The sequence below is a fragment of the Enterococcus sp. AZ188 genome (assembly GCF_050544075.1).
GTDB lineage: Bacteria > Bacillota > Bacilli > Lactobacillales > Enterococcaceae > Enterococcus_D > Enterococcus_D entomosocium.
Genome location: NZ_CP172943.1, coordinates 3185764 through 3211117, shown reverse-complemented (window position 1 = coordinate 3211117; position 25354 = coordinate 3185764). Strand labels below are relative to the sequence as shown.

General features: G+C 44.2%; 19 protein-coding genes and 1 other annotated feature. Of the genes, 12 read left to right on the top strand and 7 right to left on the bottom strand.

Annotated elements, in window-relative coordinates; all coding sequences use genetic code 11:
* Positions 1-5: 5 nt before the first annotated feature.
* Genes IGI86_RS14715 through IGI86_RS14705 form a run of 3 tightly spaced genes read left to right on the top strand, consistent with a single transcriptional unit; the run spans position 6 to position 6697 of the window.
* Complete coding sequence (locus IGI86_RS14715; protein ID WP_430617504.1) at positions 6-3053, top strand: alpha-mannosidase; 3048 nt, start codon at positions 6-8, stop codon at positions 3051-3053.
* A 6-nt stretch (positions 3054-3059) separates the two neighbouring features.
* A complete protein-coding gene (locus IGI86_RS14710; RefSeq protein ID WP_430617503.1) occupies positions 3060-5315 on the top strand; it encodes a glycoside hydrolase family 3 N-terminal domain-containing protein in 2256 nt (751 codons plus the stop codon).
* The gene (locus IGI86_RS14705) at positions 5312-6697 is read left to right on the top strand and encodes a glycoside hydrolase family 1 protein (RefSeq protein ID WP_430617502.1); all 1386 of its coding nucleotides are present in this window, start codon (positions 5312-5314) and stop codon (positions 6695-6697) included. The genes IGI86_RS14710 and IGI86_RS14705 overlap by 4 nt, the downstream gene beginning before the upstream one ends.
* Before the next feature lie 69 nt (positions 6698-6766).
* On the opposite strand, the gene IGI86_RS14700 is transcribed toward IGI86_RS14705, so the two are convergent.
* Entirely contained in the window at positions 6767-7627 is an 861-nt protein-coding gene (locus IGI86_RS14700; protein WP_008379484.1) for a MurR/RpiR family transcriptional regulator, read from the bottom strand.
* Between the two features lie 216 nt (positions 7628-7843).
* On the opposite strand from IGI86_RS14700, the gene rpsO reads away from it, so the two are divergent.
* The 4 genes from rpsO (at position 7844) to celB (ending at position 13655) form a co-directional block, all read left to right on the top strand.
* Positions 7844-8113: a 30S ribosomal protein S15 gene (gene rpsO, locus IGI86_RS14695; protein WP_005228072.1), complete on the top strand. Its 270-nt coding sequence runs from the start codon at positions 7844-7846 to the stop codon at positions 8111-8113.
* Positions 8114-8583: 470 nt separating this feature from the next.
* Positions 8584-10701: a polyribonucleotide nucleotidyltransferase gene (pnp, locus tag IGI86_RS14690; protein WP_008379486.1), complete on the top strand. Its 2118-nt coding sequence runs from the start codon at positions 8584-8586 to the stop codon at positions 10699-10701.
* Between the two features lie 210 nt (positions 10702-10911).
* Positions 10912-12312, top strand: coding sequence for a glycoside hydrolase family 1 protein (locus IGI86_RS14685; RefSeq protein WP_430617501.1), 1401 nt, complete (start codon positions 10912-10914; stop codon positions 12310-12312).
* A gap of 2 nt (positions 12313-12314) precedes the next feature.
* The gene (gene celB / locus IGI86_RS14680) at positions 12315-13655 is read left to right on the top strand and encodes a PTS cellobiose transporter subunit IIC (protein WP_016621892.1); all 1341 of its coding nucleotides are present in this window, start codon (positions 12315-12317) and stop codon (positions 13653-13655) included.
* Positions 13656-13736: 81 nt separating this feature from the next.
* Here the strand turns inward: celB and IGI86_RS14675 are convergent, their stop codons facing one another.
* From IGI86_RS14675 to mvk, 5 genes are all read right to left on the bottom strand, one after another.
* On the bottom strand, positions 13737-15659 hold the full coding sequence (locus IGI86_RS14675) for a heavy metal translocating P-type ATPase (protein ID WP_430617500.1): 1923 nt from the start codon (positions 15657-15659) through the stop codon (positions 13737-13739).
* 294 nt (positions 15660-15953) lie between these two features.
* Positions 15954-16994: a type 2 isopentenyl-diphosphate Delta-isomerase gene (fni, locus tag IGI86_RS14670; protein ID WP_430617499.1), complete on the bottom strand. Its 1041-nt coding sequence runs from the start codon at positions 16992-16994 to the stop codon at positions 15954-15956.
* A complete protein-coding gene (locus IGI86_RS14665; RefSeq protein WP_005233792.1) occupies positions 16991-18073 on the bottom strand; it encodes a phosphomevalonate kinase in 1083 nt (360 codons plus the stop codon). The genes fni and IGI86_RS14665 overlap by 4 nt, the downstream gene beginning before the upstream one ends.
* Before the next feature lie 36 nt (positions 18074-18109).
* Positions 18110-19108: a diphosphomevalonate decarboxylase gene (gene mvaD / locus IGI86_RS14660; protein ID WP_430617498.1), complete on the bottom strand. Its 999-nt coding sequence runs from the start codon at positions 19106-19108 to the stop codon at positions 18110-18112.
* Complete coding sequence (gene mvk, locus IGI86_RS14655; RefSeq protein ID WP_430617497.1) at positions 19101-20033, bottom strand: mevalonate kinase; 933 nt, start codon at positions 20031-20033, stop codon at positions 19101-19103. The genes mvaD and mvk overlap by 8 nt, the downstream gene beginning before the upstream one ends.
* A 305-nt stretch (positions 20034-20338) precedes the next feature.
* On the opposite strand from mvk, the gene IGI86_RS14650 reads away from it, so the two are divergent.
* Both IGI86_RS14650 and IGI86_RS14645 read left to right on the top strand, forming a co-directional pair.
* Entirely contained in the window at positions 20339-20983 is a 645-nt protein-coding gene (locus tag IGI86_RS14650) for a deoxynucleoside kinase (protein WP_008379503.1), read from the top strand.
* A 90-nt stretch (positions 20984-21073) separates the two neighbouring features.
* Positions 21074-21979, top strand: a complete 906-nt coding sequence (locus tag IGI86_RS14645) for a magnesium transporter CorA family protein (RefSeq protein WP_008379505.1) — start codon at positions 21074-21076, stop codon at positions 21977-21979.
* Here IGI86_RS14645 and IGI86_RS14640 read toward each other — a convergent pair.
* A complete protein-coding gene (locus IGI86_RS14640; protein ID WP_430617496.1) occupies positions 21976-22611 on the bottom strand; it encodes a pentapeptide repeat-containing protein in 636 nt (211 codons plus the stop codon). The genes IGI86_RS14645 and IGI86_RS14640 overlap by 4 nt on opposite strands.
* A 332-nt stretch (positions 22612-22943) precedes the next feature.
* Between IGI86_RS14640 and nox the strand changes: the two genes are divergently transcribed.
* The 3 genes from nox to rpmI all read left to right on the top strand — a co-directional run bounded on the left by nox (position 22944) and on the right by rpmI (position 25331).
* Positions 22944-24278 carry a H2O-forming NADH oxidase gene (gene nox / locus IGI86_RS14635; protein ID WP_061053308.1) on the top strand — a complete coding sequence of 445 codons (1335 nt, stop codon included), beginning with the start codon at positions 22944-22946 and terminating at the stop codon, positions 24276-24278.
* A 99-nt stretch (positions 24279-24377) separates the two neighbouring features.
* Positions 24378-24501 (top strand) — a sequence feature (ribosomal protein L20 leader region).
* A 47-nt stretch (positions 24502-24548) separates the two neighbouring features.
* Complete coding sequence (gene infC, locus IGI86_RS14630) at positions 24549-25070, top strand: translation initiation factor IF-3 (RefSeq protein WP_005228103.1); 522 nt, start codon at positions 24549-24551, stop codon at positions 25068-25070.
* Between the two features lie 60 nt (positions 25071-25130).
* Complete coding sequence (rpmI, locus tag IGI86_RS14625; protein ID WP_003128650.1) at positions 25131-25331, top strand: 50S ribosomal protein L35; 201 nt, start codon at positions 25131-25133, stop codon at positions 25329-25331.
* Positions 25332-25354 lie beyond the last annotated feature (23 nt).

The following is a 25354-nucleotide window of genomic DNA, read 5'->3' as shown; positions in this document are numbered from 1 at the left end:
GAAAAATGAGAGTTATGCAGCCTTACGAGTTTGAACGCATCCGAAAAATTTTCTACAAATTAAAACAGTACCGTGTACGCTATCAACAGCCAATAGACCCGCTTTTTTTAAAACAAGAGGATTGGGTACCGTATGAGCAAGGGAGTTATTTCGGAGAAAAAAACACCTATTATCAGCTGAAAGGCAGCTTTCAAGTTCCCAATGATTGGGTAGGGAATCCTTGTGTCTTACAAGTCTATTCAAGCCTCTCAGAGTGGGACAACACCACCAATCCCCAAATCAAAATTTATTTGGACGATACCTATGTCCAAGCTATCGATGTCAATCATCGAGAGGTCACTTTGGCTGAAGGATATCAACAAAAAGCAGTCAAACTGAAGATTGATCTGTTCTCGGGCCGTTCCGATAAACCATTCCCACTGCATATCAACTTATTGGCATTGGATCCTGTCGTCAATGAACTCTGGTTTGATTTTTATACGCTGTTTGATAGTTGGCGTGCCATTCGTGCGTTTGGCGGTGACGAAGCATTTTATCAACAAGTTCTTGGTCAAGTCGCCAATGTCTTGGATTTTCGTACGCCCTACTCAGCGGCATTCTATGAAAGTCTCGCAAAAGCCAAGCAACTGCTTGCGTCATGTTACTTACCAGCGCATACACCAAAACAAAAAGTGACGGCTGTCGGCCATACCCACATCGATCTGGCGTGGCTTTGGACGGCACAGCAAGCAATTGAAAAAGGTGAGCGCAGTTTCCAGACGGTCTTGAAATTGATGGAGGAGTATCCAGATTACACGTTTTTTCAAAGCCAACCACAACTGTATCTCTCCATGAAAACACATTATCCTGAACTTTACGCTGCAATCAAAGAAAAAGTTCGAGAAGGAAGATGGGAAGTTGACGGGGCGATGTGGGTGGAAGCCGATTGCAATTTGACTTCAGGGGAATCACTGGTTCGTCAGATCCTTTATGGCAAACGGTTTATGAAAGAGGAATTTCAAGTCGATAGCCGAGTCTTATGGCTTCCAGACGTCTTCGGTTATTCAGCCGCCTTACCGCAAATTTTACGCAAAACAAATACGCCCTACTTTATGACGACGAAGCTGTCATGGAACCAGTTCAATCAAATTCCTTTTGATTCTTTCTACTGGCAAGGAATTGATGGCAGCCGAGTTTTGACGCATTTTATTACCACCATCAGTGAAGGGTACAGTCCCAGAGATTATTACACGACATATAATGGATTGCTAGATCCTTACACGATCAAAGGCAGTTTTGAACGTTATCAGCAAAAAGATCAGCACGACGAAATTTTGATTGACTATGGGTATGGTGACGGTGGCGGAGGCCCGACGAAAGAGATGCTAGAAGTCCAGAAACGGCTGCAAAAAACATTGCCGGATATGCCGACGATTACTGGCAATCATGTGGGGGGCTTTTTTGATCGACTGGCAGATTCTTTTAAGGAAAAATCTGGCCCAGTCTGGTACGGCGAATTGTACTTTGAATACCATCGTGGAACACTGACTTCGATTGGCAAAAACAAGAAGGCCAATCGCCAAGGAGAATTTTTCTTACAGACGATTGAAAAACTTTATAGTATTTGTGCAATCAATCGTTATCCGCAAGCTGAATTAGAACAACTTTGGAAACAGCTGCTATTTAATCAATTCCATGACATTCTGCCGGGAAGCTCGATCAAAGAAGTTTATGATCAGACGGATCAAGAGTATCAACAGCTCTTTGATAAAGGCTGCAAGCTGATCGAAACTTTGTTTCCAGCGGTGCAAGCAGCCGAAGCTACGTCATGGCATGTCTTTAATCCGCTGGGACAAGAGCGGACGGGTCTGGTCTATTTAGACGATCAGACAGGGATCAAAGAAGCTTACCTGACTCAGCGGACCTATGATGACCGGCTCTTAGTCAAAATTCCCGCCATGGCTGGATTGAGCTGCAAAACACTGACCTCTGTCTCAGCTGTGCCTCAATCAAAGCAAGTGGCAATGCGGCTGGAGGAATCGTTTGAAACGGTTGATTTTAAAGTGATTTTTGACGAACACTTTGACATCATCTCTTTATTTGACAAACGGCAGCAGCGAGAAATCGTGCCAAAAGGCGAGCGGTTGAATCAGTTAGTGGCTTACGAAGATCTGCCAATGGATTATGATGCGTGGGACATTGATATTTATTACCAGAAGAAGCCTTATCCTGTGAAGCAAGTTCTCTCAGCTGAGGTTGTTGAGCAAGGGGAGATTCGCGATACCTTGAAGATCAAACGTCAGTTTGAAGATTCTTTTATTACGCAATGGCTGCATTTTTACCATGGCACGGGAAGAATCGATTTTGAAACAGCGGTTGATTGGCACCAGCATCAACTGCTGTTAAAGGCATTGATGCCGATTGATGTTAACACATTGGAAGCAACGTTTGATATTCAATTCGGGCAGGTAAAACGACCTGTGCATCAAAACACGACATGGGACCAAGCACGTTTTGAGAGCTGTGGTCAAAAATGGGTTGATCTCTCAGAAGGAAATTATGGGGTTAGTATTTTGACAGATTCGAAATATGGGTTCAATACGGATTATCAAAAGATCGGGCTTTCTTTGATCAAATCGCCGATCGATCCGTATCCAGAAGCGGATCAAGGCTTTCATGAGTTTACCTACTCCTTGTACGCCCACGAAGGGACTTGGCAAGACGCGCAAACGATGGAAGAAGCTTTGGCATTGAATGTTCCCGTTCTAACCGTTCCAAGTGTGCCACAACTATCAGCAGAAGCTTTTCTAGCAGTCGATCAAAAGAATGTCTTGCTGGATACGGTGAAAAAAGCCGAAGATGAAGAGGCACTGATCGTGCGGTTGTATGAATATCACAATCAAACCACCGCCTGTCAATTGCGTTGCAAAAAAAGAATCAAAAAAGCGGTTTTAACGAATCTTTTGGAAGAAACCGTCGCTGAACTGCCGGTCGAGCCGCTGGATGCCCAAAGCATCACAATCCATTTCCAGCCTTTTGAGATCCAGACCATCATGCTTTATTTAGAAGACTAAATAGAAATGGAGAAGCATATGATTGAGACACTTTTACGGCAAATGACGTTGAAAGAAAAAATCGGCCAGCTGAATCAGCGTCTGTATGGTTGGGAAGTTTATGAAAAAACTAACGGAAAAATTATGTTGACTGAAACCTTTAAAAAAGAAGTAGCTCGTTTTGGCAGTCTTGGCTGGATTTACGGCGTGTTTCGAGCTGATCCTTGGTCAGGTAGAAATCAGCAAACAGGCCTGACGACCACGGAGTCCTATGAGCTGTCCCTTATGATTCAAACTTATTTGCAGGAGCACACTCGGCTGGGGATTCCGGCCCTTCTCAGTGAAGAGTGTCCTCACGGGCACCAAGGTTTAGAAGCGACGACGTTTCCGGTCAATTTTAGTGTTGGTTCTAGTTGGAATCCAGAGCTGTATCAAGCGGCCCAAACTATCACTGCTCAAGAGATTCGGGCAAAAGGAGCCCATGTTGGCTTGGTTTCCGCATTGGACATTGCTAGAGATCCGCGTTGGGGGCGAACTGAAGAATGTTTCAGTGAAGATCCGTTTTTAACCAGCAGCTTTACCAAAGCGGCCGTCAGAGGATTACAAGGATCAAAAACAACGATAGAAAAGCAGAACGTTTTAGCGGTATTGAAGCACTTTGCTGCCCAAGGTGCAGGAATGGGGGGACACAATGCAGGGCCAGTGGCAATCGGTGATCGGGAATTCCGCGAGATCCATCTGCCACCAATGAAAGCAGGGATTGCTGCTGGGGCCTTGGGGTGTATGGCTGCATACAATGATCTAGACGGTATCCCGTGCCATGCCAATGCTTATTTGCTGCAAGATGTTTTACGAGAAGAAAGTGGCTTTACGGGAATTGTGATGGCCGATGGGTGTGGGCTGGATCGGATTGCTGACTGGCTGGGGAGCCACCCACAAGCGGCCGCCAAATCCTTGACCAGCGGTGTGGATGTTAGTTTATGGGATGAAGTTTTCCCAGTGTTAGAAGAAGCTGTCCTTGAGGGGCTACTTGCGGAAACGGCGATCGATGATGCAGTCCGTCGTGTGCTTCTTTTGAAAGAAAAACTTGGCTTGTTTAAAGAAGCAACGCCCCGTGTTTCATTGCCCCGTAAAGAAAAGGCGCAACAAGTTGCCTTGAAATTGGCGGAGGAATCGATTGTTTTACTAGAGAACAATGGTATTTTGCCTTTGAAGAAAACGCGACAAAAGATTGCCGTCATCGGTCCTCACGTTAAACAGCTCTATCATCAGCTGGGGGATTATACGCCATTCAAGGAAGAAACAACATGTACGACCTTTTGGGAAGGTTTGACCAGTTTAAGTACGCATCAAGCTGACTTCTTCTACGAGAAAGGCTGCGAAATCTCTAGTGGCACACTGGCTCAACGAAGGCAAGCCTGTCAGATTGCAGAAAAAGCGGATGTCGTCTTAGTGACGATCGGCGGCTCCAGTGCCCGTGATTTCACAACGGATTTTGACAAAAACGGTGCCGCCTTAAGGGGATCTCAGGAAATGACCAGTGGAGAAAACATCGACTTGGCTACCCTCGATTTGCCGCAATGCCAGTTGGATTTACTGTTTGCGTTGAAGAAGAGTAAAAAGCCGCTGATTGGGATCGTGATTTCCGGTCGACCGCATTGCTTAGCTCCTTTGCAAGACTTGTTCGATGGGGTGCTTTACGTTGGCTATCCCGGCCAATATGGAGGGGAAGCGATTGCTCGGATTCTTTTTGGTGAAACGGTACCTAGTGGGAAATTAGCAGTTTCTATTCCTGATACAGTTGGACAACTGCCTGTCTGTTATAATTATCGCAACACAGCGTTTCAAAAAGACTACCTCGATCAAAAAGGCGCACCAGTATATTCTTTTGGTTATGGGCTTAGTTATGCCTCTTTTATTTGCAGCTCGGTTTCGGCTGAATATGCAGGGGAAGGCATTATCGTCAGTGGCACACTTGAAAATCATTCTACTGTGTCTGGTAAAGAAGTGGTCCAATGCTATCTAAAAGAGTATACAAAAGCATATGTGCCGAGGAAAAAAGTCTTATGCGGCTTTCAAAAAGTATGGGTGCCTAGTCAAGGACAAGCAACTTTTCAACTCGTGATCGGTGAAGCATCATTGCAGCAGCTGGCAATTTCCTTGGAAGAAACAACATCGTTTTGTCTGGAAGTCGAAACAGCAGGTCAGCAGTATCGATTTGTATTTCAACGGTCCAACCCTGACCGCACGTGGCAGGTAATTCAGAAAGGAGCAAAAGAATGATTCAATTTCCAAAAAACTTTTTATGGGGAGCGGCCGCGTCAGCACCGCAAACCGAGGGGGCCGCAGTGGTTGACGGCAAAAGTCCCTCTACATGGGACAAATGGTTTGAGTTGGAGCCGTCACGCTTTTACGATGGTGTCGGACCAAGCGACACCTCAAATACCTACTATCAATACCGGGAAGACGTAGCAAACATGAAGGCCATGAACTTGAATTCCTATCGGACATCGATTGCATGGACCCGCTTATTACCAGATGGAAAAACATTGAATCAGACGGCAGTCCGGTTTTATCGGGCATATTTTCAGGAAATGCTGGATCAAGGCATCGAACCGATCATTAATTTGTTTCATTTTGACATGCCTTGGTGGCTGATGGAAAAAGGAGGCTGGGAGGCGCGGGAATCCGTGGACCATTTTGCATTTTATGCAAAAACTGCTTTTGAACAATTTGGCGATTTAGTGAAAAAATGGGCGACCTTTAATGAACCATTGGTGCATATTGAATGTGGGTATTATGGAGATGCTCATTGGCCGCAAGTGCGTGATTTCAAGCGGGCGATCCAAGTGGGTTATCATACCTTGTTAGCCCATGCGAAGGCAGTTGCCGAGTTTCGTAAAATCGCACTATCTGAGGGAGAAATCAGCATCATCTTGAATCTGTCACCTGTTTACCCAAAAAGCCAAGAGGCAGCTAATCGAGAAGCTGCTGAATGGGCAGATCTCTTGTATATTCGCAGTTTTTTGGACTGTGTCGTTTATGGACAATTTCCTGAAAAACTAACGAGCTTATTCAAGGAGCATCACTTGTCCCCTGAATATGAGGCAGCAGATGCGGAAATTTTCCGTGAAAATACCGTAGATTTTATTGGTTGCAATTATTATCAACCGTTGCGGATCCAGGCACCACTTCCGCAGAATGCAGCATCCGAATCCTTTGAGCCACGTCAGTTATTTCGTGGGTACGATTGGCCAGAGAAAAAAATCAATCCTCATCGCGGCTGGGAAATCTATCCAGAAGGGATTTACGATATCGCGATGCGTCTAAAGAATGACTATCAAAACATGCCATGGTTTGTTTCCGAAAATGGCATGGGGGTATCTGAGGAAGAACGGTTCATGGACGCCACGGGGCAGGTCAATGATACGTATCGGATCGCCTTTGTTGAAGACCATTTGCGTCAGCTGCATCATGCAATCGAAGACGGGTCTCCTTGTTTCGGTTACCATATGTGGACCTTTATGGATTGCTGGAGCTGGTTGAATGCATATAAAAACCGTTATGGGTTTTATCGAGTGGATTTGAAAAATGACTTCAAGCGTTATCCCAAAGCGTCCAGTTTTTGGTTGGCAGAAGTAGCTGCCAAGAATGCCCTTGATTGATCAAAGTGTCCTTAGAAGAAAAAATACCGCAGGAAAACTTTCCTGCGGACTTCTTTGGCTATGAATATTTTATAAATACTTCTCACGAAAATCGGCAATGGCTTGGCGTGAGGCATAGATATTGCGTGCCAGCTTTTCATTCTTGCTTAAAAAGACATAGAAAAGGACATCGACCGCCAATAGGTGGGCGATAATCGAATTCGTAGCAGCACTACGTTGGTTGGCTTCTTTGGAACGGGACACTTGCAGGGGAACATCCGCCAACTTTGTTAACGGATTACTGCCAAATCGGGTGAGTGACAGAATCGGGACGCCAAGATTTTTAACGATTTCTGCTAAGTGAACCATCTCAGGCGTGTGTCCACTGTTGGAAATGACCCAGAGGAGACTTTTTTTCTCGTTTTTGACGAGTTGCGGCAACAAGAGATTGTAGTCATTTTCAAACACGACGATTTTGCCTAAACGGGTCCATTTTTGTTGGATATCTTGTGCGATCAATGAAGAAGCACCGATCCCGCAGACAAAGATTCGCTCACGAGTCGCGATCAGTTCAGCGGCAGCCAACATCAACTGTTCTTCTAACAATTGGGCCGTCTCATTCATAGTCACCTGTGCATTGTGGCTTAATTTAGATGTGATGGCATGAAAGGGCTCATTTAATTCAACATCGGCATAGCCCAAGTTTTCATTGGCATTTTGGCGCAAGCCGGATTCCGCAGATAATTGTATTTTTAAATCTGTCAAACTAGCAAAGCCGGTTTTTTTCGCAAAGCGTACGACAGTCGGCGCACTGATCCCAGTGGCTTCTGCTAATTGACTCGCAGTCATCGACGGCACTTTTTCAGGATTGGCCTCCATGAATGCGAAGAGTTTCTTCTCAGAAAGCGATAATTCATTTTTCATGCTCTCGATTCGGGAAAGAACGCTCATCCTTACACTTCCTTTAGATAGAGTAGTATCCTCAGTATAACATAAGTTTTGGAGGAGCTTTCAAAAGAAACGAAAAGAATAGGTAGATAAACTTGCTTTTTTACTTAGAATCAAGTAAAGTAATTACGTGTGAAAAGCACAGTACCTGTTACTTGGTTTAACGAATCACCAACGTTTTACTCAGTCGCAGGGGAAAAAGAAAAAGAGGTGAAAAACATGGCAATTTCAAAAGAACGCAAAAACGAAATCATCAACAAATTTGCACGTCATGAAGGAGATACTGGTTCTCCAGAAGTTCAAATCGCTGTTTTAACAGAAGAAATCAACCATTTGAACGAACATGCACGTATGCACAAAAAAGACCACCATTCATACCGTGGGTTGATGAAAAAAGTTGGACATCGTCGTAACTTATTAGCTTACCTACGTCAAAAAGACGTACAACGTTACCGCGAATTAATCCAAGCTTTAGGATTACGTCGTTAATCAAACAAAGAAAAGTGAGGTTCAACCCGAATCTCACTTTTTTGCTATGAATCACTGCGACTGGGCGGCGCAAGCCGCACAGAGCAGATGATGAATAGTACTAGGCGAGGGAAACGAGCGTAGTGACCAAGCAGCGGAATCGCTGCGACTGGGCGGCGCAAGCCGCACAGAGCAGATGATGAAACCTACTAGGCGAGAGCAGCGAGCGTAGTGATCAAGCAGCGGAATCACTGCGACTGCAGTGTCGGCTAAAACAGCTGATGCAGTCTGACAGGTGATCTCGAGTCATCTAAAAAGTGAAACACCGAAAGAGCGGCCTTTTGACTGGTGAATCAAAAAGCGCAGCTAAAAAGAATTTTGGGTCCTTGTAAGCAGCATCCTACTAACCAAATGAAAGCAGCGGAACGACATTCCGATTTTTTCATTTGTTTAGTAGTGACTTGCTGGGATCCGATGAAAAGGAGCAGAACATGACAGAAAAACAAGTATTCAAAACAACTTGGGGCGGCCGCCCATTAGAAGTAGAAGTTGGCCAATTAGCCAAACAAGCAAACGGAGCTGTATTGGTTCGTTATGGCGATACGGTTGTCCTAAGTGCAGCGGTTGCATCTAAGGAAGCAAAAGATACCGACTTTTTCCCATTAACAATCAATTACGAAGAAAAAATGTATGCCGTAGGGAAAGTACCTGGTGGCTTTATCAAACGGGAAGGACGTCCAAGTACGGAAGCAACCTTGACTGCCCGCTTGATCGATCGTCCGATCCGTCCAATGTTTGCGGAAGGTTTCCGTAACGAAGTACAAGTAACAAACATCGTAATGAGTGTTGAACAAGATTGTACGCCAGCAATGGCGGCAATGTTAGGTTCTTCTTTAGCATTGTCTATTTCAGATATCCCGTTTGACGGACCGATCGCTGGTGTTGATGTTGGTCGGGTCAATGGTGAGTACGTCTTGAATCCAACAGTAGAACAAGCAGAACAAACTGATATCGAATTGACAGTAGCTGGAACGAAAAAAGCTATCAACATGGTTGAATCAGGCGCGAAGGAAGTTTCTGAAGAAGACATGTTAGGTGCGTTATTATTCGGTTTTGATGCTATCCAAGAATTGGTTGCCTTCCAAGAAGAAGTTGTCGCAGCTGTGGGTAAACCAAAAATGGAAGTCAAATTGTTACAAGTAGATGCTGACTTGAAAAAAGAAATTTTCGACGGCTACTACCAAACAATGAAAACTGCTGTTATGACTGAAGAAAAATTGGCTCGTGAAGACGAGATCGATAAAGTCAAAGACACAGTGAAAGAAGTGTATGCAGAAAAATTTGCTGGACATGAAGAGGAAGCACAATTCTTGAAAGAAGTGAAACAAATCGCGGAAGATCTTGAAAAAGATGTGGTTCGCGAATTGATTACTATCGACAAGATTCGTCCGGATGGTCGTCAATTAGACGAAATCCGTCCATTGGCATCAGAAGTTGGCCTATTGCCACGTGTTCATGGTTCTGGTCTATTTACTCGGGGACAAACCCAAGCATTGTCCGCCTGTACGTTAGCACCTTTAGGAGAACACCAAATCATTGATGGATTAGGGGTTGAAGAATCAAAACGATTCATCCACCATTACAACTTCCCTCAATTTTCTGTTGGTTCGACTGGTCGTGCCGGCTCACCAGGGCGTCGTGAAATCGGTCATGGTGCATTAGGCGAACGTGCCTTAGCACAAGTGATTCCTGATGAAACAGACTTCCCTTACACAATCCGTCTCGTTGCAGAAGTATTAGAATCAAATGGTTCTTCTTCTCAAGCAAGTATTTGTGCTGGAACTTTAGCATTGATGGATGCAGGGGTACCAATCAAAGCACCAGTTGCAGGTATCGCAATGGGACTTGTATCTGATGGTGAAAACTACACGATCTTAACTGATATTCAAGGCTTAGAAGATCACCTTGGCGATATGGACTTTAAAGTTGCTGGAACCAAAGATGGGATCACTGCGTTACAAATGGATATCAAGATTCAAGGAATCACTGAACAAATCTTGACAGAAGCATTAGATCAAGCGAAAAAAGCACGGATGGAAATCTTAAATGAATTGACATCAACATTGGCTGCTCCTCGTGAAGAGTTAAGCCAATATGCACCGAAGATCGAAATGATCCAAATCGATCCTGCGAAGATCAAAGATGTAATCGGTAAAGGCGGCGACACCATCAATGGCATCATTGATGAAACTGGCGTGAAAATCGATATTGATCAAGACGGAAAAGTTTCGATTGCTTCTGCTGATGCAGAAATGATCCAAAAAGCTATCAAGATTATTGAAGAATTGACGAAAGAAGTAAAAGTTGGCGAAGTGTACCTTGGGAAAGTTGTCCGTGTTGAAAAATTCGGTGCGTTTGTCAACTTGATCAAAGGCAAAGACGGCTTAGTTCACATTTCACAACTTGCGAACGAACGGGTCAACAAAGTAGAAGACGTTGTCAAAGAAGGCGACGAAATCTTAGTGAAGGTCACAGAAATCGACAAACAAGGCCGTGTGAACCTTTCAAGAAAAGCACTATTGAACGAAGATAAAGCAGAGCAAAAATAAGCTGTTACTTCTAAATCATAAGCAAAGTCTAGGAAACTGGACTTTGCTTTTTTTGTGTCTAAGTAGCAGCTCTTCAAAAGGGTCTTACTTGACAGGAGTTATTTTTTGCGTTACCGCGAAAAATAAGAGATAATTCAGAATATTGTCTTTGCCATGCAAGCAATAATTCTAAGATGTTAAACGCATCTTATTTAGGATAAGGAGTACGATATGAAACAAACATTTCCAACTGATTTTTTATGGGGAGCATCGATTTCCGCTCACCAAACCGAAGGAGCGTATCAAACCGATGGCAAGGGACTGAGTGTCCAAGATACTCGTCCAAGAGACAACCACAAGATCGCGGATTTTACTGTGGCTGTCGACCATTACCACCAGTACAAAGAGGATATCGCCTTGTTAGCAGAAATGGGGATCAAAATTTTCCGTTTTTCGATCGCTTGGTCGCGAATTTTTCCAGAAGGGCGCGGTACTATTAATCAAAAAGGATTGGATCATTACAGCGATGTCATTGATGAATTGCTGAAACACGGCATTCAGCCCTTTGTAACGTTGAACCATTTTGACTTGCCGCAAGCATTGGAAGACGAAGGCGGCTGGACAAAACGCAGCACCGTTGAGGCATTTGCCGCATACGCCAAAACGCTGTTTACAGCCTATGGGGATCGAGTGACGCACTGGCTGACGATCAATGAACCAAATATCATGCTGTTGGTGGATCAAAAAATATTAGGGAAAAAGATTCCATTATCAGAAAAATACCAGCAATTTCATCACCTGATGATCGCTGAAAAATATGCTTTCGAAGCGTGTCATGAAATCGTACCGAATGGCAAAATCGGACCGGTGCCGAATATTTCGTTGGTCTATGCGGCGACTAGTCGACCAGAAGACAACCAAGCGGCGCTGTATTTCAACAGTGTCCGGAACTGGGCGTACCTTGATTTCGCCTGCTTCGGTCGTTACAATACGGTCTTTCAAGATTATTTGAACCAAAACGGCCTCACGATTGACTTTGGTCCGGAAGATGAGGTGTTGATGAAACGGGCTCTGCCTGACTTTGTCGCAATGAACTTCTACACCACGGTGACAGTGGAGCAGCCGACGGAAGCTGGGGACATGAAAAACGGCATCAGTGATCAGCAAAGTGAAGACATTATGGAGCGTGGTTTTTACAAAGGGTTCACCAATACGTTCTTGAAGAAAAATGCCTTCAATTGGACCATCGATCCCTTGGGACTGAAAACGACGTTGCAAACACTTTATGATCGTTACCACTTGCCGATCATCATTACTGAAAACGGCTTAGGGGCCGAAGACCATCTAGAAGCAGATGGCGCGGTTCATGATCCGTACCGCATCGACTATTTATCGCAGCATATCAGTCAATGCTTAGCAGCGATCAATGCTGGGGTGGAACTGATGGGATACAGCCCTTGGTCTGCCATTGATTTGATCAGTGTGCATGAAGGGATTCGAAAACGGTATGGCTTTATTTACGTGGATCGCAATGACGCAGAGGAAAAAGAACAAAAACGAGTGAGAAAAGACAGCTTTTATTGGTACCAAAAGCTGATTGAAGAAGGGGCGATCCCTTCGTTGGAGGAGTAACGATGACAAGTGTTTTTACCTTTTTAGAAACGCGTTTGATGCCGCCTTTGAATAAGTTGGCGAATTTACGCTTTATTCGCGCAATCATGCAAGCAGGGATCATTACGGTCCCTTTTACGATCGTCGGATCGATTTTTTTAATCATCAATAATTTACCACAAATCATTCCACCACTGGCTGGCTTTTTCGAACAAACGATTTTACGATTTTCACCGCTTTATAGTGTCGTAACTACCATGTCTGTTGGCTCGATTGCTGTTTTTTATTGTTTAGCAACAGGGTATTATTTAACTGAGATCTATCATAAAGAAGAGCATTTGACTATGAGCAGTTTTGTAGGGGCGTTATTAAGTTTGTTTGCCTTTTTAATGACGATCGTCCAAGTCGATATCACAGATGGTGCGGCACAATTGCTGCAGTCAGAGAGCGAAACCGCCATTGTTTATAATGGGATCGCTTTAGGCGGTTGGATCACTCGCTTCAGTGGAGTAGGGATCTTCATCGGGATTATCACTGCAGTACTTGCTACGTCAGTCTATCGTTTTTGTGTAAAAAGAAAGATCACCATCCAGATGCCTGAAGGGGTTCCTGATGGAGTCAGCAAAGCATTTGCGTCATTGATCCCAGCGATTTTGATTGCCTTTTTGATGGTGGCGATCAATGGAGTACTGGCGGTTTTCCACACGGATCTTCACGGATTGCTATCCAAACCATTTGAATTCGTGAAGGAGTTGACGGGTTCTTGGTTAGGAATCATCGTGATTATGCTCCTTATCCATCTCTTATGGGCAGTGGGGGTTCATGGGACGGCAGTTATTAAAAATAGTTTCATCAATCCCATCCTATTGGTGGCTCTAACTGAAAATATCGATGGTGCCAATAATATTTTTGCTGGGGATTTTGTGAACATGTATATTTTTATGGGCGGAGCAGGAAGTACACTTGGATTGGTTTTATTGATGCTGTTTGTGGCAAAATCACAACAGCTCAAAGTCTTAGGAAAAGCAGCGATCTTACCGGGGCTTTTTAACATCAATGAACCAGTAATCTTCGGGGCACCGATCGTCTACAATCCGTATTTGATCATCCCCTTTATCGTAACACCTTTGATCAACGTGACGATTGCTTACTTTGCTAGCTCGTTTGGCTTTGTCGATAAAGTCATTACGGGAATTCCCTGGATTTCACCGGTGGGCATAGGGGCGTTTTTAGGAACCGGCGGTGATTTCCGAGCCATCCTGATCGCTTTGATCAACTTAGGGGTTTCCATTCTCTGCTATTATCCATTCTTTAAGATGTACGATGGCAAACTCTACACGGAACAACTTGCCAATCAAGCATAAGTAGAAAAAACAGCAAAACGCCCGTTGATGGACTTCGAGTGAAGTGCCAACAATGGGCGTTTTTGCTAGTGTAAATAGTGGTCACGTGTGCAAAGACTGTTGATACAAGACACAATCATCGCAATCTTTGCGGGTTGGTTTGGCTTGCTGGGGTGTTTCTTTGTGTAATGGCAAAAGCATACGCAACCCGTTTAAGATAACTAAGATCGTGCTTCCTTCATGACCCACGACCCCTAGAGGTAGCGTGAGAAATTCAAGGAAGTTTGAAGCGATCAGCAACAAGATGACACTGATAGAAAAGACGATGTTTTGTTTGATGATCCGCTGTAATTTCTTAGCCAAACGGTGACTGTCGACCAAACGCAGCAAATCATTTTTCATCAAGACGATGTCCGCCACATCCATTGCGACATCTGTTCCTTCGCCCATCGCGATCCCTACACTTGCGGTCGCTAAGGCTGGAGCATCATTGATCCCATCACCGACCATCGCATTGATTTGGTAGGTTTCTTTCATTTCTTTGATACGAGTGGTTTTCTCATCAGGCAGGCAATCACTTTCGTAGTCAGACAAGCCGATTTCTGCGGCGATCACTTTGGCAGTACCTAAATGATCACCCGTCAGCATCGTCGTGTGAATTCCTTGCTTATTGAAGTAGGCGAGACTCTCACGAGCTTCAGGACGGGGCTGATCCAATAGTGCTAAATACCCTGCTAATACACGGTCTCGATTGATATAAATCAAGGTTTTTCCGGCTGCTTTCAATTCTTGGATGCGGGTTTGTTCACTGACAGCAACAGAGGTTAGATCGACTTCTTTTCCAATCGTCCAATGGGCAGCTTGGTAAGTGGTGGCTAGACCGACCCCCGCTTGTTCTTCCACTGCTAATTCCAATGGTCTTTCATCGTGGAAATACGCCAAGATCGCTTCAGCCAATGGGTGATTTGATTGTTTTTCCATCCCAACAATCAGTTGGGGAATAAACGGTTCATCCAGCAACAGATGAACATCAGTGACAGCAGGTTTGCCTCGAGTCAGCGTCCCTGTTTTGTCAAAAGCGATCGCTTTGACATCGGCAAAGGCATCCAAGGCTTGTCCGCCTTTGCATAAAACGCCCAAACGAGCAGCGTGAGAAATGGCTGCTAACGTCGCAGGAGTAGCAGAGGCGACTAAGGCACAAGGGGATGCCACTACTAGTAAGACCATGCCACGATAAAAACTTTCTTGGAACCCCCAATTCGTGAAAAACGTACACAAAACGATCATTAGTGGGACGGCGATCAGGACGATCGGCACATAGATCCGTTCGATTTTTTCGATCAGGGTCGCCGTTTGACTTGGCATTTGCTGCGCTTCTTCCACCAATTGAATGATTTTTGCAAAGCGGGTGTTTTCACTCGTTTGAGTAACTTCAATGTACAATGGCTGCCCAAGGTTGATGGTTCCCCCAAAGACTTCACTGCCTAAACGTTTCTCGACAGGAATGGATTCGCCACTGATGGCCGCCTCATCAACACTGCTGGTTCCTTGGATCACGATACCGTCGATCGGGATCGCACTGCCTTTTGCCACCATAATCGTATCTTTTAACTGAAGGGCTTCGACTGGTACTTCGACGAGCTCCCCAGATTCAATCATTTTTAAGGCAGTCGTTGGTTGCAGTGCCATTAATGAACTAATTTCTCGCGTACTTTTGTTGGTCGTATATTCCTCAAGGGCACCGCTCAAACAAAAGATAAAGGTCAGCATCGCCCCTTCAAACCAATGCCCAATGATACAGGCACCAATGGCGGCTAACGCCATCAGTAGATCGACGTTCAACCGTTTGTCGTGCACCAATTCTTGCGTGCCTTCCCAGGTTTGTTTCCAACCCCCGGCAAGAATCGCTAACAGATAAGGGACAAAGCTATAAGGAATGGAAAAAGATGCCATAAGAAAGCCAGTTGCCATCAATAGCAAACAAGCAATCGTTGAAAAAACAGCCGACGATTCGGATTTACTCATAAGAAACGCCTCCTTTTGAATGTAGTCTAGGAATGAAAAAACCGATCCTTTTCTCAAGAAACAATCGATTATTCCTCCCTCGACTTGAGCATAGCACATTCGAAAACAAGATGGTAAAAAAACAACGTACCTGATAATGAAAGTGATTATCAAGTAGCGATTAAATAACGCTACTATCCAAATGATAAATGGAAACTTACTATTATAGAAAAAAGAACACAAAAAAAGCAGCACAATAAAAAACGAATTGTACTGCTTTTACTTATTTGATGTGGTAGTCAGCGATTGGATCTCTCAACGCAAACTATACTTTGCTAAGGGAATTTGACGTGCTTCACACCACTCTTTGACAGCGCCAGAAAAAATCAGCTGAACCTTGGTGAGGTCTTTAGTGCTTGTCTGTCCTGCCATTGTGTAGAGCATCTGCAGCTGTTCCTTCCATGATTGTAAGGTGGCGATGGTTTCTTCTTTGCCTTTTGACAAAAGCAGCACGAGGATCGTGGCGGATAGTCCTACGCTATCCGCACCAAGGCAAAGTGCTTTGAAGATATCGTAAGCATCCCGAACGCCGCCTGAAGCGATGCGGGTAAAGGGCTGTTGGATCTCATTTGCTTCCAGCAAGGAAATCACGGTGGATTGGCCGAAGGTATCAAGATACGCCAATTCACGTTTTTTTCGACGAGCATTTTCGATTTGAGTAAAACTTGTGCCGCCGCTACCAGCAACATCAATCGTTTGTACGCCGATCGCCAGTAACTGCTGGATCGTTTCACGGGACATCCCAAAGCCGACCTCTTTGACGACAACCGGAACGGCAACAGAAGCCATCGTTTTTTCCAATAAGGACAGCCATTGGCTAAATTGACGATCGCCTTCGGGCATCACTAATTCTTGCGGTGCATTAAGATGGATCTGCAAGGCATCGGCATCAAAGAGCTCCACTGCCCGCTGTGCATTTTCAACGGGACTGCCCGCGCCAATATTGGCTAATAAGAAGCCGTCAGGATTGGCTTTACGGACGATACGGAAAGAATCGGCGACACTTGGGTCTTTTAAGGCAGCCGAAACGGAGCCGGTTGCCATCATCAAATCACAGGCTTGCGCGATCTCTGCTAACTCTTGATTGATTTTTAAGGTTTTTTCACTGCCGCCTGTCATGGCATTGATGAAAAAAGGGCTGGAAAATGAGCGGTCAAAGACAGTCGTCGTAATTGCCACATCAGCCACGTCAATTTGCGGAAAGGACTGGTGGACCAAGCGAACTGCATCAAAATCGTTGCTGTGTTCTTTATGGAACGCTTTTGCTAAGGAAACATGTTCATCTTTTCGATTCATGATAGGTCCTCCCGGTAATGGTAAACATGCAGCGGCAATGGGGTGATCTCGGCTTTTTCCCACGCACTCATCAATGGTAAAATACCGGTTTTTTGGTCAACGATCACGATACCGCAATCGCCGCCGCCGGCACCGGAAGATTTGGCTGCACCACAATAATTTTCTGCTAGATCACAAAGCTTTTTAAGTGCTGGAGTTTCAATCGGCACACCAGTCAGTGCGGACAACTCCCGCAGGAGCTTTCGATTTTCTGTGATCATTTTTTTGATCGTGCGACTGTCTTCATTTAAGAAGCCGTCGATCAATCGATTGACGCAGTCTTTGCTGGCTGCTAAAAAGGCGGCATAGGCGTTTTCTTTTTCTTCTTTGGATTGATAGACTTGATCCACTAAATCAGAAGTAGAGGCAGGAGAGCCTGTCCAACCAATCAATAGTCGAAGCGATTTCGGAACCGTCAAGGGACGGATCGATAATCCTGGCCAATCGAAAGCGATCAATTCTGTTAAGGTATGGTCCTTTTGTTTGGCTAAGACCCAGTCGTGATCGAAGGTTGAAAAAGCGATCCAGCCGCCATAACAAGAGGCTGCAATATCACCGCAAGACCCATTGCCTTGAACAGCGAGATGGGCAAGAGCCGCAATTTTGAATTGGGTCAACCGATCCATTTCCATTTGATAGTACAGATTCAATGCTTTGACCGTGGCAACAGTCACGGCGCCGCTGGAACCGAGGCCATATTTGCGGCCGTTCGAGTTATCCAGTTCACTGGTCACTTTTAAATCGTAAAAGGAAAGGGGAATGCCTTTTTCTTGGGCATATTTTTCCGTCAGACGAATGGCTGCCAAAATATAGTGGAAAGGATTATCCCGATGGTCTAAGACTAATTCGCCTTTGCGACGCGTCCAGCGAATCGGCAGGTCGCTGTATTGGGCAGACTGGATGCTGCCGTTTTTACGGGCCTCTTCCACATTGACCGTAATAAATTGGTCAACGGCAACGATGATTGCAGGATGACCAGGTTCGACAACCGCGTATTCACCAGCAATAAATAGTTTTCCGGGAACAGATAGTTCAATCATTTCGACACTCCTAATCGATGGCTTCTTAATGGCTTCTTAGTTGATGGCAGAAGATTCTTCCACCGGTAAAAAGGCTAATCCTTTGCCCGCATGAGCAGTTACTAATTGTTCTGAGGCAAAGTGAGCACTTAATTCACGTAAAATCGTTTGTTCTTCTTGTTTTTGGCATAAAACTTTGACATTGGGACCAGCATCCATCGTGAAATAGCAAGCCAATCCTTTTTTTCGCAGCATTCGGACACATTCCATAGCTCGTAAAGATTCAGAAGACCAATAAGTAAAAGGTGGTTCGGCGGCTAAGGTCGTTCCATGCATTTTCAAGGCGTTGGCCTCGGTCGTTTCCCCTAAAGCAGTAAAGTCTTTTTCGGCAATCGCTTGTTTCATTTTCACGAGATCGGTGGCAGTGGCAGAAAGCCAGCCTGGATAAAAGCTCGAGGTTTCAACGGTTCGGCGCATCCCCTCACGACTGGAGACTTCTTTGGCTTGTGCGTTGATCAAAATAAAGATCATACTCAATTCTTCTTCCCAGCCATTCGACGGCACTTGCATGGCAAAAGAAGTCTCATCGGTGCCTTGATGCCATTCAGCAAAGCCGCCGTAGATACTCCGACAAGCCGAACCAGAACCGCGACGGGCCAAACGGGATAACTCTTGCTCCGACAAGTTTAAGTCCAGTGCTTCACTACAGGCACCCGCCAATGCCGCTAATCCACTGGCAGAAGAGGCAAGTCCGGCAGCGGTTGGAACAAAATTTTGACTTTCCACCGTGGCATACCACGGGCAGTCCGCTTTTTTTCGTACCAGATCCAAAAAGTCCGCAACTTTTTTTGTGGCAGCGTCTGTTTGCACCACGCCATCCAATGTAAAGCGATCTTGCGTAAAATCGGGTGAAAAAGCCACCGTTGTTTCTGTGTAAAAAGCATCGAGGGTCAGGGACAAACTATTGTTCATCGGTAAAATGAAGGTTTCGTCTTGTTTTCCCCAATACTTGATCAATGCGATATTCGTGTAGGCACGAGCCTTTCCCTTATACATGTTCATAAACTCCTAATCCTTGTATCCATGCCGCACGAGCGCCATCGGACAATAAAATACGGCTGATATTCTCAGCCTGTTCCTTCGTTTTGGTTAGTGCGATCATACAGCCGCCCCGGCCCCCGCCGGTCAGCTTTGCCCCGTAAGCACCGTGTGCCAACGCTAAGGAAACCAACTGATCCAGTTGCTGATTGCTGACCCCTAGCTGCTGCAGGGCCTGATGGGCGTTGTTCATGCTTTCACCTAATACTTCTAATTGATTGGCTATGATGGCCTCTTTAGCTTTTTTGGTTTCGATCCCTATACGCTGGATTGCTTGACTAGCCAGCTGCTTGCTGGTTTCAAAAAGATGGGCGACACTTTTGACTGCTTCTCTCGTTTGCCCTTTGATTCCAGTATCAGCGACGAGCAAATAACCGTCGATCGTGAGGGGAAACGAAGTGATGGGATGCCCTTTGATAAAGTAAATGGCATCTGTCCCACTGGCTGCCGCAGCATCGATCCCGCTAGGATTGCCATGAGCGATTTTTTCAGAAAAGTTGACATAGGTCATCAATTCTTCTTTTGTAAAGTCTTTTTTGATCCAATCAAAAAAAGCGCGAGTCAGTGCAACAGCGACCGCCGCGCTAGAACCCATTCCCCGTTCAGAAGGTATAGTGCTGACGATGGAGGTTGCAAAAGGACCCGTGTGGAAGTCTTGTTGCAGACGATGCAGCAAGTCTTTGACATTTTTTAAGTGGCTGGGGACTTCTTCAAGCAGACCGTGATAGTAACTTGAAATCAAGGTGTTTGTTTCATTTGCTGTGATCTCGACTTGTACTTTTGCTCCCGCAAAAGGGAAAGCAATTGCTGGTTCACCGTAAACAACTGAATGTTCACCCATTAAGATGATTTTTCCTGTAGCTATGCCAGTACCAATTGACATTATTTTCCTCATTTCTCTAGGGAGCTTACCCCACATGATTCATTTATCGTTTGTCAGTCAATTGTAACTATCTCCTGACAAAAACACAATTTAATTAAAGATCCTTTCCTATTTTACTAGAAGAAGGCTCTTTCGTTAAGCATTCCGTATGAGATTTCAAAAAAAAGCAAAAATCTTTAAACTTTTATTGAAAAAATTCTTGATCTGTGCTTCAAAAGTTTCAGTTGACGGCACAAGATATAGTGTTGTATAGTTGATATCGCAAATGCAACATACAATATTTAGTGATGAGTGAGTTGGGGGATATGAGCGTGATCGTATTAGCAGGAACGATTGGTGCCGGTAAATCAAGTTTGACCGCATTGATCGCCAATCATTTTGGCAGTCAAGCCTTTTATGAATCGATCGATGACAATGAAGTGTTACCATTATTTTATGCAGATCCAAATAAATATGCGTTTTTACTGCAAATCTATTTCTTAAATAAACGATTTGAAAGTATCAAGCAAGCCATGAAAGACGACAATAACGTCCTGGACCGTTCCATTTATGAGGATTCACTGTTGTTCCATTTAAATGCGGACCTTGGGCGAGCGACCGATACCGAGGTCAAAGTCTATGATGAATTGTTAGCCAATATGTTAGAAGAGCTGCCGTATGCAGCTCACAAAAAGCATCCAGATCTTTTGGTGCATATTCGCGTTTCTTTTGAAACGATGCTCGAGCGTATTGAAAAACGTGGGCGGGAATATGAGCAGTTGACCTTTGATCCTTCGTTATACGACTACTACAAAGAGTTGAACAAACGCTACGATCAATGGTACGAAGAGTACAATGAGAGTCCAAAGATCCAGATCGATGGCGATCAATTCAATTTTGTCGAAGACCCGCAAGCGGCACAGGCCGTTTTAACGATGGTGGAAGAGGCCTTGAAAGACGCCCGTAAATAAGTAATAGCCGATACAGCCAGGAAAGTCCTTTGATTGGGCTTCTGGCTGTTTTCTTTTATAATAGAAGAAAGCAAGAGTGGAGGATGGATTGTGGAAAACAAACATGTCTTTTATGACGGAAACTATGAATGGATTCAAGTCGACCAACAAGACGCAAAAAGCGTGATGGCACTGCAAAAACAATATCATTTGTCTGACGAGATGCTTACGTACTCTTTAGATAAAAACGAACGCGCGCGGGTCGAATATGATGCCGAAGAGGAAGCATTGCTGCTGGTTTTCAATGTACCTCAGCAAGAAAAGCGTGAAAATCATTTTGAGACCAGCCCGATGACGTTTATTTTAAAAAGGAAGCAACTCTTTACTTTTGCATCCCACAATACCCGTTATGTGATTCCAATGATGGAGCGCTTGATCCTGCAAAATCCGCTGCAAACACCCATTCATTTTTTGTTTCAAAGCTTGTTCTTGATTTCTGGCACGTTTTTTCCGTTAGTCGAAGAAGTCAATAGTGAGCGGATTCGCTTGAATCAGCGACTACGGGAAAAAACAACCAATAAAAACTTACTGCAAATGTCTGATTTGGAAGTTGGACTGGTTTTTTTAGTGTCTGCCACGAAACAAAATGCGGTTCTCTTGGAGCAAATCAAAGCATTGTCCATTTATCGTTTGATGGATGATGATGAGCGGGAACAGCTGGATGATGCCCTGATCGAAGCCAAACAGGCAGTGGAAATGACCCAACTGGCATTCCAAATTTTGGAACAATTGTCTGGTACCTACAATAATCTATTAAACAATAACTTGAATGATACCATGAAGTTTTTGACCGTTTGGTCCCTCTTATTGACTGTGCCTTCCATCGTCACCAGTTTCTTTGGCATGAATGTTCCGCTGCCTTTTACCAATAGTATTTTCGGTTGGGGTATTGCCTTATTGATCAGTTTAGTGTTATCCGTCTGGATGTTGATTGCTTTATGGCGCAGAATTCGTTAGTCGATCACCAAACCTAGACCGGCGGCGATGACCAAGGCTTGTTCTTGATCGACTGTTAGTCCTCGCAAGTGTTCAAAGGACAACGCGATCTTTTGAAATTGATTGGTCCGAAAATCTAAAGTTGCTAATTTTGTGTGAAACCAGTTGCTATTGTTCAACTGGTTTTCTTGTAGCGTCAAGTGTTTCCAATCCATCTCATAAAACTCACTGTCGTTTAGTTGGCACTGACGAAACAGCATCGTCCGTAAATTGGTATTGCTAAAAGAAGCAAAGTTTGCCACGCAATCTTCAAAGGTACAGTCACGGAAATAGCTTTCCGCAAAATTCGTACCAGTCAATTTACACTGTTTAAAGTGAACGCGATGAAAGCTGGCACCAAAACATTCCAGATTAGAAAAATCGCAGTTCTCAAAGAGAACATTTTGACATTCCCATTGACTCAAGCGTGTTTTTTGCATCGTCACTTTCTTGAAATGACATTGCTTCAAGATAAGGTTTTTGCAAGTATCATAGCTATAATCATCGCCTTCGAACATCCCCCCTTCGAAAAGCAGTTCTTCTTCTAAATAAAAATCCTGTGGCTCTAATGCCGACAATAAGGGCGGTAGTGGCAATACGATTTTTTTCTTCATCAAGATCCCATCCTGTATGTTTTTCTCTCAGTATAACACGGCGAATCGATGCCGCGATAGTTACGAAAAAGCGGTGGGGCATTGTGAAATTTATTCAATCGGTTTGCAGAATGCTTTTATAACAAGGAAAACCTTTGATTTTGAATACATATTTTTTCACAATCTTTTTACTTGCAAGACAAAAATAATTTTGATATAGAAACTTAACCCGCTGAAAGTGACGTATATCAACGAAAAACTGTCACAAATTTTTAAAATCGCGAAAAAGTTGATAGTTTTCAAATTCACAAGCGAGCTATAATGACAATGTAAACAAAAGGAGGAAATTTTCCATGACAAAAACAGTTATTATCGGTGCAAACCACGCGGGGATTGCTGCTGCCAATACACTATTAGATAACTACAAAGACCAAGAGGTCGTAATGATCGACCGTAATACAAACTTAAGCTACCTAGGTTGTGGGACTGCTTTATGGGTTGGACGTCAAATCGATTCATATGAAGGCTTGTTCTATACAAAACGTGAAGATTTTGAAGCAAAAGGTGCAAAAATTCATATGGAAACAGTGGTTGACCATATCGATTTTGAGAAAAAAGAAGTGCACGCTGTAACCAATGACGGTGAAACGATCGTTGAATCTTATGATAAAGTTGTCATCGCAACTGGTTCTGTGCCAATTTCACCAAAAGTACCTGGACGTGATTTGAAAAACATCCATTTCTTGAAAAAATTCCAAGATGGACAAACGGTTGATAAAGAGTTAGCCTCAGAAGACGTGAAAAACGTTGCCGTTATCGGTGCTGGTTACATCGGTGTTGAAATTGCTGAAGCAGCAAAACGCCGTGGTAAAAATGTGTTGCTTTTTGATGCAGCGACACGGGCATTGCCAAACTACTACGACAAATGGTTCACAGAAGATATGGACAAAAACTTAGCTGACAATGGCATTGAATTGCATTTCGGTGAATTAGCACGTGAATACAAAGGAACAGAGAAAGTAGAAGCAGTTGTAACAGACAACGGCGAATACCCAGTTGATCTAGTGATCAATGCGATCGGTTTCTTACCAAACAATGAGCTGGGCAAAGATCATTTGGAATTGTTTGCTAACGGCGCGTACTTAGTGGACCGCCATCAACGGACAAGCGATGCAGATGTTTACGCAGTCGGTGACTGTGCAACGGTGTACTCAAATGCTTTGCAACAAACCACTTATATCGCATTAGCAACGAATGCCGTACGTTCAGGGATCGTCGCTGCCCATAATATCGGCGGAACTTCTTTAGAATCAACAGGTGTTCAAGGATCAAACGGGATTTCGATCTTCGGCTACAACATGGTTTCAACTGGCTTGTCAGTCGAAGCTGCCGAACGTAATGGCATGAAAGTGAAATACTCTGATTACGAAGATACCCAAAAACCAGGCTTCATGAAAGAAAATGCGACGGTTAAAATCCGCATCGTCTATGAAGAAGAATCACGCCGCATCGTTGGTGCACAAATGGCATCACGAACATCTGAAATCGCAATGGGCATCCACATGTTCTCACTAGCGATCGAAGAAGGCGTAACGATCGACAAGATGAAGCTATTAGATATCTTCTTCTTGCCTCACTTCAATCAACCATACAACTACATCACGATGGCTGCGTTGAAAGCAGAATAAGAAACACGAAAGTCGGAGCGTATGCTCCGGCTTTTTTTTGAAACAATCATGAAAACTGTTGACAATAAGAGGAAAAAGCAGTATACTATGAAAGTTGAGAAATAAAAGCAGAAGCACCCGCTTCTCGCCTGAGTGAAGATATCGCTGGGCAGAATAGGATTCCTACCATTTATTTGTGTGGAGTACGTGCGGGTTCGTGAAGAACTCGTTTTTTTATTGTCTGATTTCGAATCGACAAGCTTTTCTTTCTCTCAAAAAACTCGGAGGTGAATGACCATAGCAAAGGATATGATGGTAAACGACGGCATTCGTGCACGTGAATTGCGTTTGATTGATCAAAACGGCGAACAACTTGGTGTAAAGAGTAAAGCTGAAGCATTGCAAATTGCAGAACGAGCAAACCTTGATGTGGTATTGGTGGCACCAAATGCTAAGCCGCCAGTAGCAAGAATTATGGATTACGGGAAATTCCGCTTTGAGCAACAGAAAAAAGACCGTGAAGCTCGTAAGAAACAAAAAGTAATCAACATTAAAGAGGTTCGTTTAAGTCCAACGATCGACGTCAATGATTTCAACACAAAATTGCGTAATGCACGTAAATTCCTTGAAAAAGGGGACAAAGTGAAAGCTTCGATCCGTTTCAAAGGCCGTGCCATTACCCATAAAGAAATTGGTCAGAAAGTGTTAGATCGTTTGGCGGAAGAAACTGCTGATTTGGCAACTGTTGAGCAAAAGCCAAAAATGGATGGCCGCAGTATGTTCTTAGTATTAGCACCAAAAAACGATAAATAATGACTCACTGAGTTTCAGTTTAAAGTCAGATAACGAAAGATTTTGAGGAGGAAATTAGTTATGCCAAAACAAAAAACACACCGCGGATTAGCAAAACGCGTAAAACGCACTGGCGGCGGCGGATTGAAACGCTTCCGTGCCTTTACCAGTCACCGTTTCCACGGCAAAACAAAAAAACAACGTCGTCAATTGCGTAAAGCTTCAATGGTTTCAGCTGGCGATTACAAACGTATCCGTCAACAACTAGCACGCATGAAATAATTGCGTAACCCAAGCTTCACGTA

Coding starts and splice junctions, on each gene's coding strand:
- IGI86_RS14715 (WP_430617504.1), top strand. CDS start 6: ATGAGAGTTATGCAGCCTTACGAGTTTGAACGCATCCGAAAAATTTTC.
- IGI86_RS14710 (WP_430617503.1), top strand. CDS start 3,060: ATGGAGAAGCATATGATTGAGACACTTTTACGGCAAATGACGTTGAAA.
- IGI86_RS14705 (WP_430617502.1), top strand. CDS start 5,312: ATGATTCAATTTCCAAAAAACTTTTTATGGGGAGCGGCCGCGTCAGCA.
- IGI86_RS14700 (WP_008379484.1), bottom strand. CDS start 7,627: ATGAGCGTTCTTTCCCGAATCGAGAGCATGAAAAATGAATTATCGCTT.
- rpsO (WP_005228072.1), top strand. CDS start 7,844: ATGGCAATTTCAAAAGAACGCAAAAACGAAATCATCAACAAATTTGCA.
- pnp (WP_008379486.1), top strand. CDS start 8,584: ATGACAGAAAAACAAGTATTCAAAACAACTTGGGGCGGCCGCCCATTA.
- IGI86_RS14685 (WP_430617501.1), top strand. CDS start 10,912: ATGAAACAAACATTTCCAACTGATTTTTTATGGGGAGCATCGATTTCC.
- celB (WP_016621892.1), top strand. CDS start 12,315: ATGACAAGTGTTTTTACCTTTTTAGAAACGCGTTTGATGCCGCCTTTG.
- IGI86_RS14675 (WP_430617500.1), bottom strand. CDS start 15,659: ATGAGTAAATCCGAATCGTCGGCTGTTTTTTCAACGATTGCTTGTTTG.
- fni (WP_430617499.1), bottom strand. CDS start 16,994: ATGAATCGAAAAGATGAACATGTTTCCTTAGCAAAAGCGTTCCATAAA.
- IGI86_RS14665 (WP_005233792.1), bottom strand. CDS start 18,073: ATGATTGAACTATCTGTTCCCGGAAAACTATTTATTGCTGGTGAATAC.
- mvaD (WP_430617498.1), bottom strand. CDS start 19,108: ATGTATAAGGGAAAGGCTCGTGCCTACACGAATATCGCATTGATCAAG.
- mvk (WP_430617497.1), bottom strand. CDS start 20,033: ATGTCAATTGGTACTGGCATAGCTACAGGAAAAATCATCTTAATGGGT.
- IGI86_RS14650 (WP_008379503.1), top strand. CDS start 20,339: ATGAGCGTGATCGTATTAGCAGGAACGATTGGTGCCGGTAAATCAAGT.
- IGI86_RS14640 (WP_430617496.1), bottom strand. CDS start 22,611: ATGAAGAAAAAAATCGTATTGCCACTACCGCCCTTATTGTCGGCATTA.
- nox (WP_061053308.1), top strand. CDS start 22,944: ATGACAAAAACAGTTATTATCGGTGCAAACCACGCGGGGATTGCTGCT.
- infC (WP_005228103.1), top strand. CDS start 24,549: ATGACCATAGCAAAGGATATGATGGTAAACGACGGCATTCGTGCACGT.
- rpmI (WP_003128650.1), top strand. CDS start 25,131: ATGCCAAAACAAAAAACACACCGCGGATTAGCAAAACGCGTAAAACGC.